Below are 12,577 nucleotides of genomic sequence, written 5' to 3' on the forward strand. Positions count from 1 at the left end.
AAACATGGCAGATCCCCTGGTGTCCGGCGCGCATGACCCGGACACCAGGGGGTACCGATGAGGAATGCCCCTCGCCCGAAAGCTCGCCGCACCGCCACGGCACCGGCCACGGCCGCGGCGGCTGCCCGAACGGCGCGGACGGGACCGGTTACGGCCGGAGGGCAACGGGTAGTGGTCAGTCATGCGCGACGACGAGTACCCGACTCCCCTGTCCGACCCTGAGGCCGACGGCCTGCCGGACACCGCCGACGACGACTCGACGGCCGGTGACGACGTGCTGACCGGCCGGGAGGCGGACGGCCCGGCGCCGGCCCAGTTGCCCGGCGACCGGACCCCGGTGGCGGTGGACGAGTTCGGCACCACCGCCGAGGAGCAGCTCGACGGCGAGTCGCTGGACTACAAGCTCGGCCGGGAGCAGTTCGAGCTGCCGGTCGACGACCCGCTGGCCGGTCCGGTCGACCCGGACATCGCGGCCGAGGCGGACAGTCGGGAGCAGGCGGCGCAGGCGCAGCTCGACGCCGACGTGATCGACCCGGGCCCGACCTCCGACCCGAACTCCCCGGTGTCGCTCTACGACCACGACCGGCTGGGCACGGTCGCCGACGCCACGGTGGGCCGACTGGTCGAACCGGACGAGGGTACGCACACCGACCAGGAGACCGACTCCATCGCGTACGACGCGGGAGCGGCCGGTGGCGGGGCCAGCGCGGAGGAGTTGGCCGTGCACGAGACCCGGCCGCCGCACTCCGTCTGAGCGCCCACCCGCGCCTACTCGTCGAGGCCGCGCTCGATCGCGTACCGGGTCAGTTCGACCCGGTTGTGCAGTTGCAGCTTGCCGAGCGTGTTCTGCACGTGGTTCTGCACCGTCCGGTGCGACAGTCCGAGCCGCTCGGCGATCTGCTTGTAGGACATCCCCTTGGCCACCAGCCGCAGCACCTCGGTCTCCCGGTCGGTGAGCCGGGGTGCGGCGTCCTGCGTACCGGCCGGGGCCTGCTCCCGGACGGCGGCCAGCCGGCGGTACTCGCCGAGCACCAGCCCGGCCAGGCCGGGCGTGAAGACCGGCTCACCGGCGGCGGTCCGCCGGACCGCGTCCAGGAACTCCGCCAGCCCGGCGGACTTCAACAGGTAGCCGGTGGCGCCGGCCTTCACCGCGTCCAGCACCCCCTGCTGCTCGCCGCTGGCCGAGAGCATCAGCACCCGCACCTCGGGTCGTTCCGCCCGTAGCCCCCGGATCACCTGCACCCCGGAGATGTCCGGCAGTTGCAGGTCGAGCACCACCAGGTCGGGGCGGGCCGCGGCGACCACCCGGACCGCCTGACGGCCCTCGCCACAACTCGCGACCACCTCGTGGCCGGCCTCGGTGAGGTCGCGGGCCACCCCTTCCCGCCACATCGGGTGGTCGTCGACCACCATCACGCGTAGGCCGTTCACAGTCCCCTCCTCGGCACGGTGAGCTCGACCTCGGTGCCGGCGCCCGGGGTGGAGCTGATCCGGGCGGTCCCGCCGAGGTCGGCGAGGCGTCCCTGGATCGCGTGGGTGACGCCGAGCCGGCCCTGGGCGGCGGCCTCGGCGAGTCGTTCCGGGGTGAAGCCGGGCCCCTCGTCCCGGATCGACACGGTCACCGCCGTCCCCTCGTCCTCGACCAGCACCCAGGCGCGTCCGTCGCCGTGTCGGGCGACGTTGTCCAGCGCGGCCCCGATCGCGGCGGCCAGTTCCCGGGCCATCTGTGGTGGCAGCGGCACCGGGGTGGCCGGCGCGGACAGCGACACGCTGCCCGAGGCGTACCGGCCGAGCAGGGCGCACAGGTCCACCGGCGAGTCCACGTCGTCGCCGGACAACGGGCCGCTACCGGAGATCAGCATGCGCAGCGCCGCCTCCTGCTCACCGGCGAGCCGGGCCAGTTCGCCGGCCTCGCCGTCGAGCCGCTCGCCGCGTCGCTGCACCAGGGCGAGCACCTGGAGCACCGAGTCGTGGATGTCGCGGGCCAGCCGTTCCCGTTCGCGGTTGGCGGCCTCGATCTCGACCGCCCGCTGCAACCGCTCTCCGGCGGTCACGGTGAGCCGGGCGACGTGCCCGACCACCACGCCGGCGAGCAGCATCAGGATCGCGCCGTTGATCGCGGTCGGGGTGGCCATCCCCCGGGTGGCCACGTCGGTGGCGCCGACCACCAGCGCGGCCAGCGCCCCACGCCGCCGCCCGCCGCAGACCGCCCAGGCCAGCACCGGACCGCTCAGCCAGGCCACCGCCATGGTCGGTAGTCCGGCGTCCAGCGCGTCGCGGCCCATCACCCACGGGGTGGCCAGCAGGATCGCCACCACGACGCCGAGATCGGCCAGGAGCAGCGGCCAGCCGCGCCGGGACGGGGTCGCGTAGCCGATCGCGGTGACGGCGGTCCAGACCGCCATCACCAGCACCAGCACTCCGGCGAGCAACGGGTGGGCGTAGCGGCCCGCGTCGCGCAGCACGACCACGCAGACGTACGCCAGCGAGGCCACCCGGAAGACCGCGACGGCCCGCCAGAGGGGGAGTTCGAAACCACCGGGGGCGGACACGCCCGTCACCATGCCACAGCCCGTTCGGGGAGTCCTCGGCAATGCGGCGCACCGAACACTGACGTACGGTGGTAAAAGCCGCGTAAAGCTCTGCGATCTCCTCTCGGGACGGGGCCATGACGAACGCAGAACCCCGCACACCGCGTACGGTGGTGCCCATCGAACACACCCTCCTGATCGCCGACGCCTTCGACCAGGCACAGGTGACCGAGCTGCGGCACTCGGTCACCTCCTGTGTGCGCGCCGCAGGGCTGCGCGACGACCGCCTGGACGACTTCGTGCTCGCGGTCAACGAGCTGATAACCAACGCGGTCCGGCACGGCGGAGGGCGGGGCTGGCTACGCCTCTGGAAGCAGTCGGACCTGGTGATGTGCGAGGTCTCCGACCACGGTCAGGGCATCAGCGTGCAACGCCTCGACGACCGCAGCCGACCGGCGCCGGAGACCGCCGGTGGCTGGGGACTCTGGCTGGCCCGCGAGCTGACCGACGCGATGGACGTGGCGACCGGCCCGGCGGGCACCACGGTCCGCATCACCTCCGCGACCGTGGCCACCGAGCAGCACATCGGCCGGCACCGCAGCGACTGACGCCCGACGCCCGGGGTCACTCCCAGCGGTTGCCGGTGATCTTCTCGTAGACGTCCACGTAACGGGCCCGGGTGGCCTCGACCACCTCGTCCGGCACCTCGGGCGCCGGTTCGCGCTTGTCCCAGCCGTTGCCCGCCGCCCAGTCCCGCACGTACTGCTTGTCGTAGGAGAACTGCGTACGGCCCGGCTGGTACGACTCGGCCGGCCAGAAGCGGGACGAGTCCGGGGTGAGCACCTCGTCGGCGAGGACCAGGGTGCCGTCCGACGCCCAGCCCAGCTCGATCTTGGTGTCGGCGACCAGGATGCCGCGCTCGGCGGCCAACTCGGCGCCCCGGCAGTACACGTCGATGGTCAGCTTCCGCAGCCGCTCGGCGGTCTCCGCGCCGACCTCGCCGACCACCTCGGCGAAGGTCATCGGCTCGTCGTGCTCCCCCATCGGCGCCTTGGTCGACGGAGTGAAGATCGGCTCGGGCAGGATGGACGCCTCACCCAGGCCACGCGGCAGCGCGACGCCGGACACCGCGCCCGTGCTCTGGTACTCCTTGAGGCCGCCGCCGGTGAGGAACCCACGGGCGACGCACTCCACCGGGACCATCCGCAGCCGGCGGCACCGGATCGCCCGCCCGGCGAACTCCGCCGGCACGTCGGTGGCGGAGATGACGTGGTGCGGCACCAGGTCGGCGAGCTGCTCGAACCACCACAGCGACAACGCGGTGAGCAGCTTGCCCTTGTCCGGGATCGGGGTCGGCAGCACCACGTCGTAGACGGAGACGCGGTCCGAGGCGACCAGGATCAGGTCGTCGCCGTCCGCGTAGACGTCCCTCACTTTGCCCGAGTGCAGAAGTTCCACGCGAACAAGTAGACCACGCGCCGGAGGCACCACAGTTGCGGGACCGCAGCGCTTCCGAAGCGCTGCGGCACCCGGTCAGCGCCGCCGGTTACGGGTCAGCCGGACCAGCAGCAGGACCACCACGGCCACCACCGCCAGGCAGCAGAGCAGCCCCAGGAAACCGAAGATGCCGCCACCGCGCCCGCGTCGCCGGGCGGCCTCCACGACCAGTTCCCCGGTGCCGGTCGAGGCCCACGCGGCGACCGGTACGAACACCGCCAGCACGACCGTTCCCAGGAGCGTGCCGAGCCGCCCCCACCACTTGCCGAAGGAAGACATGGCCCCATCCTCGCCGAGGCCCGCAACCCCTGGCCGGCGAACGGCGCTGCGAGCTGGGCCACCGGCTGGCGGACGGCGGACGATCGGACGACTCGCCAGCGGAACGACGAAGGCCCCGGAGATCCGGGGCCTTCGTCGTGCAGTAGCGGGGACAGGATTTGAACCTGCGACCTCTGGGTTATGAGCCCAGCGAGCTACCGAGCTGCTCCACCCCGCGTCGGTATGTGACAACCCTACCCCATCCGTCACGAGCCCCACCGACCACCCCACCGGTACCCGAACACGGTGTTCCCGGCAGCCGTCGGGAGGGAGCACCGCACTCCGGACAACGAGAAAGGCCCCGGAGATCCGGGGCCTTTCTCGTGCAGTAGCGGGGACAGGATTTGAACCTGCGACCTCTGGGTTATGAGCCCAGCGAGCTACCGAGCTGCTCCACCCCGCGTCGGTAGATCCACCGTAGCGCACCACCCCGCCCCGCCGCAAAACGACTCACAGAACGGCCGTGGCGAAGCCGGGGGCAGGCCGGAAAACGGACCGGGCCCGTGGCGGCGACGGGAGGTCGCCGGCCACGGGCCCGGTCCGGTGCGGTTCGTCAGCCGGTCGGTGACGGGCTGCCGGTCGGTGCCGGACCGTTCGTGCCGGCTGCCTGCTGGGCCTGCTGGAACGCGGTCAGCGCCTCGTCCAGCGTCTTGAGCGCCCGGCCGTACCGCTCGAAGTCACCGGACGCCTGGGCGTCGCGCACCTCGGTGATCGCCGCGCGCACCCGGTCGGCGGCGACACCCAGATCGCCGGTGAGCGGCGGTGCCTCGGTCGGAGTGGGCGTGGGCGTCGGCTCCTCGCCACCCGGTGGCGGCTCCTCACCCGCGGGCGGCTCCTCCGTGGCCGGCGGCGGGTTGCCCTCCGCCGCCCGCTTACCCTGCTCCACGAGCTGCTTGATGCCGTCGGCCGGGTTGTCGGCCAGCACCACGAACGAACCACCGTCACCGTACGAGAGCAGCACCTTCTGCAACAGCGGGTACGCGTCGGTCTGGTTGCTCTTCACGTAGACCGGCTCGACGTAGAGCATGCCGTTGCCGAACGGCAGTGAGAGCAGGTTGCCGTACTGCACCTGGGCCTGGTTCGAGGAGAGCAGGTTCAGCTGCTGACGGATGTTGGCGTTGTTGGTCATCTGCTGGTGCACCTGCACCGGGCCGGAGACCCGGGTCTGGTCGGGCAGCTCCAACACCTGCAACCTGGGCCGCCCGTCCTGGTACGACGCCGAGATCAACGCGGCCAGGTTCTGCCGGCCGTTCGGGGTGACCGCACTGGTGAGCTGGAAGGTCGGCTCCTCCTGCCCGGGCATCTGCGTGTAGAGGTAGTACGGCGGCTGCTTGACCCCGCTGTCCGGCGCGTCCGGCACGTTCGGCACCTGCCAGAAGTCCTGGCCGGAGTAGAAGTCGCCGGGGTTCGTGACGTGGAAGCGGGTCAGCAGGTTGCGCTGCACCTTGAACAGGTCGGCCGGGTAGCGGAAGTGGTCTGCCAGCGACTGCGGGATCTCCTCGCGCGGCTTGATCAGGTCACCGCCGAAGGCCTTGTTCCAGGCCTTGAGCACCGGGTCGTTCTCGTCGAACTCGTAGAGCGTGACCGTGCCGTCGTACGCGTCCACGGTCGCCTTGACCGAGTTGCGGATGTAGTTGACGTTCTCCCGGGCCAGCTGGATGGTGCCCCGGCCGGTCAGCTCGTCGGTGGTCTCCTGCTGGAGGTTGACCCGCTCGGCGTACGGATAGGTGGCCGAGGTGGTGTAGCCGTCCACGATCCACTGCACCCGGCCGTCCACCACGGCGGGGTACGGGTCGCCGTCGAGCGTCAGGAACGGCGCGACCTTCTCCACCCGGTCCCGGGGGTTGCGCACGTAGAGCAGCTTGGAGTTGTCGTTGACCGCCTCGGAGAGCACGAAGTTCGGCTCCTGCTCCTTGATGGCGTAGAGCAGCCGCCGGGAGAACGATCCGACGTCGACGCCGCCCTCACCGGTGTAGGTGTAGTACGACTCGCGGGCCTCGCCGCTCTCGCCCGCCGGCCGGTCGAACTCCGCCGGGTTGGCGTCCTCGCTCGGCTTGCCGACGATGGCGTAGTCACCGTCCTGCATCCGCTCGCCGTAGTAGATCCGGGGCTGGCTGGCCGGGATCAGGTCGGTCGGCGAGGAGCAGGACTCCTGCGACCGCTCGCCGAGGAAGCCCGAGACGAAGAACGGCTGGCCACCGCAGACGACCCGGTTGGCGGGGGCGGCCACCACGCCGTACCCGTGGGTGTAGACGGTGTGGCGGTTGATCCAGTTGCTCTGCTGGGCGGTCAGCTCGCCGTAGTTGATCTCACGTACGCCGACCACGTAGTCCTGGGTCCGGCCGTCGACCGTGTACCGGTCGATGTCGAGCTTGGGGCCGAAGTCGTAGAAACCACGGACCTGCTGGAGCTGGGTGTAGGTCTCGCTGACCAGCTGCGGGTCGAGCAGTCGGGCGTTCGGCACCACCGCGGTGTCGGTGGCCAGGCTCTCCGTCGGGGTCAGGTTGTTGGCCGAGTACGCCGAGTTCTCGGCGATGTCCAGCCCGTACGAGGCACGGGTGGCGTCGATGCTGCGCTGGATGTACGGCGCCTCCTTGTCCCGGGCGCTCGGCTTGACCTCGAAGGTCTGCACCGCCCAGGGGTAGATGCCGCCGATCGCCACCGCCGAGACGCCGAGCAGCGCCAGCGAGATGCCCGGCCAGACCAGGTTCCGCATCCAGGCGTTGGAGAACACGATGATCGCGATCGCCACCACCACGGAGATGTAGGCGAGGATCTCCTTGGCCGGCAGCAAGGCGTTGATGTCGGCGTACCCGGCGCCGTAGACGCCCACGCCGTCGTTGTACTCCAGCAGCATCGACCGCCGGTCCAGCACGTACGCAACGGCCTTGAGCAGCACGAAGACCGCGACCAGCGAGCTCAGGTGGGCCCGCGCCGCACCGCTCATCCGGTCGCCGACGCCCTGTAGGCGGACCCCGCCGAAGAGGTAGTGCACGGCCAGCGATCCGATCAGCGCCAGCACCACCGCGGTGAAGCCCAGCCCGAGCAGGAACCGCCAGAACGGCAACTGGAAGACGTAGAAGCCGACGTCCACGCCGAACTCCGGGTCCTGTACGCCGAAGTCACCGCCGTGCAGGAAGAGCAGCCACTGGTTCCAGCGGCTCTGCGCGGACAGGCCGGCGAAGAGACCCACCACCACGGCGGCGGCGGCGATCCAGAGCCCGAGCCGGGGGCCGAGCAGCATCCGGTAGCGCTCCAGCGTCGCCTGCTCCGGCGAGTGCGGACGCATCCGGGGCCGCAACCGCTGCGCCAGCCAGAGGTTGCCGCCGACGATCAGGCCCATCGCGACGGCGGCGGCCAGGAACAGCAGCAACCGGGTGACGATCACGCCTCGGAAGACGGAGGTGTAGTCGACCTCGGAGAACCACAGCCAGTCGGTCCAGGCCTGCACCCCCCAGCCGAGCAGGGTGAACAGGACGAACACCCCGATCAGCACCCCGATTGTGACGCGTCCGCGTCGGCTCATCCTCGGCAGAGGGCTGCTGCTACGCATGACCACTGTTGGCTCCGCACGCTCGTTATGATCGGCTCCGACCAGGCACCCAGAGTACGGGGTGTTCCTGAATGCGTTGTGGCAAGGTCGCGCCGCGCAGCCGACACCCGGTCCGTGCGCGACCGCACCGACGACCAGTCGTCCCAGGTCAGCGTGTAGTTACGGCGGAACGCCAGGCCGGTCCGGCGGTCAGCAGAGCGTCGGCTCGCCCCCGGAACGCAGCGTCTCCAGCGCGGTGAGCGCCTCGTCGAGCGAGCCCACCCGGACCAGCGGCAGGTCCGGCTGGCTGTTTGACACCGCCTCGGCACAGTTGGCCGCCGGCACCAGGAAAACGGTGGCGTCGGCCCGCTTCGCGCCGACCAGCTTCTGCGGGATGCCGCCGATCGGCCCGACCTGGCCGGAGTCGTCGATGGTGCCGGTGCCCGCGATGACCCGGCCGCCGGTCAGGTCCTCCGGGGTCAGCTTGTCGATGATCCCCAGGGCGAACATCAGCCCGGCGCTCGGCCCGCCGATGTCCTGGAGGTCGAAGGAGAGCGTGAACGGGTGCGGCTGCTGCTGCTCGATCTCGACCCCGATGCGTGGGCGGCCGTCCAACTCCTCGGTGGTGACGGTGTCGACACGCGCGGCGCCGTCGCGGGTGTAGCCGATACGCAGGGCGGTGCCCGCCGGCTTCGCCCGGACCAGCTCGGTCAGTCGGCCGGCCAGCGGCACCGGCTCCCCGTCGACCGAGGTCACCACGTCACCGGGACGCAGCACCCCGGCGGCCGGGCCGTCGTCGGCGACGGTCTTGACCACGACCTGGACCTCGTACCCCAACTCCCGCAACGCGGCGGTCTCCGCGCTGGTCTGCGAGACCTGGAAGTCCTCGGCGTTGCGCTGCTCGACCTCCTCGCGGGTCTCGCCGGGCGGATAGACCAGCTCGCGCGGCACCACCGCCTGGTCGTCGGAGAGCCAGCCCTGGATGGCCGAGCGCAACTTCACGGTGGGCTGCACCCCCACCGTGGTCAGCCGCAGTTGACCCGCGGAGCTGGAGGTCTCACCGCCGGTGACCTGGATCACCTCCTTGCCGTCCTCCTGCCCGAGCGTGTCCACCGTCGGACCCGGACCGAGCACGACATAGGGGACGGGTGCGCCGAGCACCCCGATGCTGAGCAGTGCGGTGAGCAGAGCACCGAGGAGGACGGTCACGCCACGTCGTCTCATGCGGCAGAGCGTACCGAGCCGGTTCTCGGGCGCCGGGCGGCACGACGGGACTTCGCCCTCAGCGCAACCGCGGTGACGGCGACCTGGGGCACGGCGCGCGTACCGTAGAGCTCGTGCCTGATATTCCGTTCGGTTTCGCGCTCCCGGGTGGGCAGCCGCCCGACCCCAACGACCCCGCGCAGATGCAGCAGTTCATGTCGCAGTTGCAGCACCTGCTCTCCGCGCCGGGCAGCGGGCCGGTCAACTGGGACCTGGCCCGTCAGGTGGCGGCCAGTCAGCTCGCGGCGGCGGGCGACCCGGCGGTCTCGCCGTACGAGCGCAACGCGGTCGAGGAAGCGCTGCGCATCGCCGACCTCTGGCTGGAGCCGGCCTCGGCGCTGCCCTCCGGCATCAAGACCACGGTGGCCTGGAACCGCAACGAGTGGATCTTCAAGACGCTGGACGTCTGGCGCAAGCTCTGCGACCCGGTGGCCAGCCGGATGGTCGGCGCGATGGGCGACCTGGTGCCACCGGAGGCGCGCGCCCAGCTCGGCCCGATGCAGTCGATGGTGGCCACCCTCGGCGGTGCACTCTTCGGCGGTCAGCTCGGCCAGGCGCTCGGGTCGTTGGCCGCGGAGGTGCTCTCCGTCGGCGACATCGGCCTGCCGCTCGGCCCGGCCGGGACCGCCGCGCTGATCCCGGCCAACATCCGGGGCTATGGCGAGGGTCTGGCGCTGCCCGAGGACGAGGTACGCCTCTACGTCGCCCTGCGCGAGGCGGCCCACCAGCGCCTCTTCGAGCACGTGCCGTGGCTGCGCGGACACGTGCTCACCGCCGTCGAGACGTACGCGGCCGGGATCCGGGTCAACCGGGAGGCGATCGAGGAGGCGATGGGCCGGGTCGACCCGACCGACCCGGAGTCGATGCAGGCGATCGCCCTGGAGGGCATCTTCACGCCGGAGGACAGCCCGGCGCAGAAGGCGTCGCTGGCCCGCCTGGAGACCGCTCTCGCCCTGGTCGAGGGCTGGGTCTGCCACGTGGTGGACGGCGCCGCCGACGGCCGGCTGCCGAACGTGGTCGCGCTCGGCGAGGCGTTCCGTCGCCGTCGGGCGGCCGGTGGACCGGCCGAGCAGACGTTCGCCGCCCTGGTCGGGCTGGAGCTGCGTCCCCGGCGACTGCGCGAGGCCGCCGCGCTCTGGGCGGCGCTCACCGAGCACCGGGGCATCGCCGGGCGGGACGCCCTCTGGGGCCACCCCGACCTGCTGCCCTCCGACGACGACTTCGCCGACCCGGTGGCCTTCGCCATGGCCGACGTGGACCTGATGTCCGAGCTGGACAAGTTCGACTTCTCCGCCCCGGGCGGCCCGGAGGAGAAGATCCCGGGCGAGGTCGAGGGCAAGGGCCCGGAGCGCCCCGACGACACCGAGGGCGACGACCGCCGCTCCTGATCCCGCCGCACCCGCCGGTCCGGCGTCAGCCGGACCGGTCGGCGCCGGAGAGCAGGGCACGGGTGTGCTCCCAGCCGTCCAGCGCGAGGTCGAGCCGGGCCAGGTCGGCCGGGCCGCGTAGCCGGTGCCAGGACGGGGTGACCGCGAGGTCGCCCGGCTCGGGCGCCGCCGCGCGTACGGCCGCGGGCACGGCGCTGTCCAGGTCCAGTGCCGGCAGCCAGGAGGGTACGGGCAGCCGGACCGCCGCACCGAGCAGTCCCGGCACACCGCCCTCGACCGGGGCGAGCGCCACCGGCCGGCTGGTCAACGGGCGCAGGAGCTTGCCGACGGTGAGCCCGGGCAGGTCGGGGGCGTCCCCGGCGACCACCGCCGCCTGCTCGTAGCCGTCGCCCGAGGCGGTGAGGGCGGCGAAGACGGCGTTGGGGGTCGGCTCGGGCACCTCGTACACGGTCGTGCCGGGCCAGATCACCTCGTCGGCCAGCCGACGGTCCGCCGGGGTGGCCGCCACCGCCGTGTCGACCTCGTTGAGCATGGCGAGCAGGTCCACCACGTCCTCGGCGAGCGCGCGACGCCAGTCCGCCGGGTCGATGCCGGGCGGCGTCCAGGCGACCGGGGCGAGCAGCGCCACCACCACACGTCGGGCCATCCTCCGACCCTACCGCCGGGGTGGTCGACCGCTCAGGGCGTGCCGCCCACCGCCGCGACACCCTCCAGGTAGCCCCGGGCGCGTTCGGTCTTCGGGTACCGGCCGACCAACGCCCAGAACTGCGCGTTGTGGCTGGCCACGATGAGGTGGACGAGTTCGTGCAGCAGCACGTAGTCGATCACCCAATCCGGCATCTCCTGGAGTCGGTGGGAGAGCCGGATCGAGCGGTCCGCAGGGGTGCAGGAGCCCCATCGGCCGTTCTGGTTGCTGACCCACCGGACGCTGGCCGGCACCGCCTGGTCGCCGTACTCGGTCAGGTACAGCTTGATCAGCCGACCGGCCCGTTCCAGCAGCTCGGCGTCGGAGCGGGTCAGGCGCCCCTCACGGGCGGCGAGCCGGGCGAGCATCCGGTCGACCCACTCGCTCTCCTCGGCCCGGGAGAACTGGTCGGGAATGAGGACGACGACCCGCTCACCGTCGCGGTAGGCGGACACCGTACGTCGCCGACGCTGGCTGCGCCGTACCTCGACGACAGGCTTCCGCGCCCCCGCCATCAGTGGACCGCGCAGCCTCGGTTTGCTGTCACGTTGGCAAGCTAATGCGTTGTGACCAGGGGTCCGCAAGGGTCAACCCCCCGACACGCGCCCGGAAAATGGGGATTGGTCGCCAGGAGTCCCGAAAAATTTCTTGCCGGAGGCCCGTGAGGCGTCGCGATCACCCATCGTGATGGTCGGTGAGGTGTCACCGCACCGACACGCTCCACGGTAAGTGATCATCGCCCGACCCCGCCAGTCGGGTCCCGATCTTCGGTCGCGCGGGTCCTACCAGCGGATTTAGCGACCTCCAGTCGGCGTGTCCCCGCCAAAAGGACCGATCTGGCCCAATTCGGCGTGCACACTCTCGACGTCGCCTTGCTCACAGTGGCAACGCGCAGCTGACATGGAACCGCCCTCACCTGGGTAGGGTCCGCCAACCGGTGGTCATGTGGATGACCACGGAGAAGACCCGGTGTCGGACGTCGTAGGCGCCCGCCGCCGGGAGAACCGCCGGACCGGCATCGACCCGGCGGACGAGACGAGGAGGCACACCGTGGCCGACCAGGCCCAGACCTACAACGGTTACTGCGTCAAGTGCAAGGAGAAGCGGGATTTCGAAGGCCGCGTCGAGGTCTCGAAGACCGGTATGAACATGGCCAAGGGCAAGTGTCCGGTGTGTGGCACAACAGTGAACCGCATCCTGGGCAAGGCGAAGGTCTGACGTACGCGTCCGCGCGAGGGGGTGGCCGGCGGCCACCCCCTCGCGGCGTTCCCGCTCACTGTCGGGCCACCGACAGGGTTACCGACGAGTTGTGGAAAACTCGCCAAATCCTGTGGACAGCCCTGGATCTGCGGGTGGCCACCTG

12 protein-coding genes and 2 tRNA genes are annotated in these 12,577 nt (G+C 71.4%); 4 read left to right on the forward strand and 10 right to left on the reverse strand.

The features are described 5' to 3' along the window. The first annotated feature begins 181 nt into the window (after nucleotides 1-181). A complete protein-coding gene (locus tag ACWDVW_RS07425) occupies nucleotides 182-754 on the forward strand; it encodes a DUF5709 domain-containing protein (RefSeq protein ID WP_350692591.1) in 573 nt (190 codons plus the stop codon). 14 nt (nucleotides 755-768) lie between these two features. Here ACWDVW_RS07425 and ACWDVW_RS07430 read toward each other — a convergent pair whose 3' ends face one another. Together ACWDVW_RS07430 and macS are read right to left on the reverse strand one after the other, a co-directional pair. Next, nucleotides 769-1,413, reverse strand: coding sequence for a response regulator transcription factor (locus ACWDVW_RS07430; RefSeq protein WP_350693154.1), 645 nt, complete (start codon nucleotides 1,411-1,413; stop codon nucleotides 769-771). 14 nt (nucleotides 1,414-1,427) lie between these two features. Then, nucleotides 1,428-2,552 carry a MacS family sensor histidine kinase gene (gene macS / locus ACWDVW_RS07435; RefSeq protein WP_449945772.1) on the reverse strand — a complete coding sequence of 375 codons (1,125 nt, stop codon included), beginning with the start codon at nucleotides 2,550-2,552 and terminating at the stop codon, nucleotides 1,428-1,430. Nucleotides 2,553-2,668: 116 nt separating this feature from the next. On the opposite strand from macS, the gene ACWDVW_RS07440 reads away from it, so the two are divergent. Further along, nucleotides 2,669-3,139 carry an ATP-binding protein gene (locus ACWDVW_RS07440; RefSeq protein WP_449945773.1) on the forward strand — a complete coding sequence of 157 codons (471 nt, stop codon included), beginning with the start codon at nucleotides 2,669-2,671 and terminating at the stop codon, nucleotides 3,137-3,139. Nucleotides 3,140-3,155: 16 nt separating this feature from the next. Here the strand turns inward: ACWDVW_RS07440 and ACWDVW_RS07445 are convergent, their stop codons facing one another. From ACWDVW_RS07445 to ACWDVW_RS07470, 6 genes are all read right to left on the reverse strand, one after another. Beyond that, nucleotides 3,156-3,989, reverse strand: coding sequence for a phosphoribosylaminoimidazolesuccinocarboxamide synthase (locus ACWDVW_RS07445; RefSeq protein WP_449945775.1), 834 nt, complete (start codon nucleotides 3,987-3,989; stop codon nucleotides 3,156-3,158). A gap of 75 nt (nucleotides 3,990-4,064) precedes the next feature. After that, on the reverse strand, nucleotides 4,065-4,307 hold the full coding sequence (locus ACWDVW_RS07450; RefSeq protein WP_449945777.1) for a hypothetical protein: 243 nt from the start codon (nucleotides 4,305-4,307) through the stop codon (nucleotides 4,065-4,067). Between the two features lie 143 nt (nucleotides 4,308-4,450). After that, nucleotides 4,451-4,524: transfer RNA gene (locus ACWDVW_RS07455), tRNA-Met, on the reverse strand. 151 nt (nucleotides 4,525-4,675) lie between these two features. Further along, nucleotides 4,676-4,749 (reverse strand) — tRNA-Met (locus tag ACWDVW_RS07460). 150 nt (nucleotides 4,750-4,899) lie between these two features. Next, nucleotides 4,900-7,899, reverse strand: a complete 3,000-nt coding sequence (locus tag ACWDVW_RS07465; RefSeq protein WP_449945911.1) for a UPF0182 family membrane protein — start codon at nucleotides 7,897-7,899, stop codon at nucleotides 4,900-4,902. A gap of 189 nt (nucleotides 7,900-8,088) precedes the next feature. Continuing rightward, on the reverse strand, nucleotides 8,089-9,102 hold the full coding sequence (locus ACWDVW_RS07470) for a YlbL family protein (RefSeq protein ID WP_449945779.1): 1,014 nt from the start codon (nucleotides 9,100-9,102) through the stop codon (nucleotides 8,089-8,091). A 113-nt stretch (nucleotides 9,103-9,215) separates the two neighbouring features. On the opposite strand from ACWDVW_RS07470, the gene ACWDVW_RS07475 reads away from it, so the two are divergent. Continuing rightward, complete coding sequence (locus ACWDVW_RS07475; RefSeq protein WP_449945780.1) at nucleotides 9,216-10,529, forward strand: zinc-dependent metalloprotease; 1,314 nt, start codon at nucleotides 9,216-9,218, stop codon at nucleotides 10,527-10,529. 25 nt (nucleotides 10,530-10,554) lie between these two features. Here ACWDVW_RS07475 and ACWDVW_RS07480 read toward each other — a convergent pair whose 3' ends face one another. After that, a complete protein-coding gene (locus ACWDVW_RS07480) occupies nucleotides 10,555-11,175 on the reverse strand; it encodes a hypothetical protein (RefSeq protein ID WP_396744350.1) in 621 nt (206 codons plus the stop codon). A 32-nt stretch (nucleotides 11,176-11,207) separates the two neighbouring features. Then, nucleotides 11,208-11,729, reverse strand: a complete 522-nt coding sequence (locus ACWDVW_RS07485) for a M48 family metallopeptidase (RefSeq protein ID WP_396744347.1) — start codon at nucleotides 11,727-11,729, stop codon at nucleotides 11,208-11,210. 535 nt (nucleotides 11,730-12,264) lie between these two features. Between ACWDVW_RS07485 and ACWDVW_RS07490 the strand changes: the two genes are divergently transcribed. Further along, nucleotides 12,265-12,432, forward strand: coding sequence for a DUF5679 domain-containing protein (locus ACWDVW_RS07490; protein WP_012014940.1), 168 nt, complete (start codon nucleotides 12,265-12,267; stop codon nucleotides 12,430-12,432). Nucleotides 12,433-12,577: the final 145 nt, after the last annotated feature.

Source organism: Micromonospora sp. NPDC003241 (assembly GCF_053589795.1).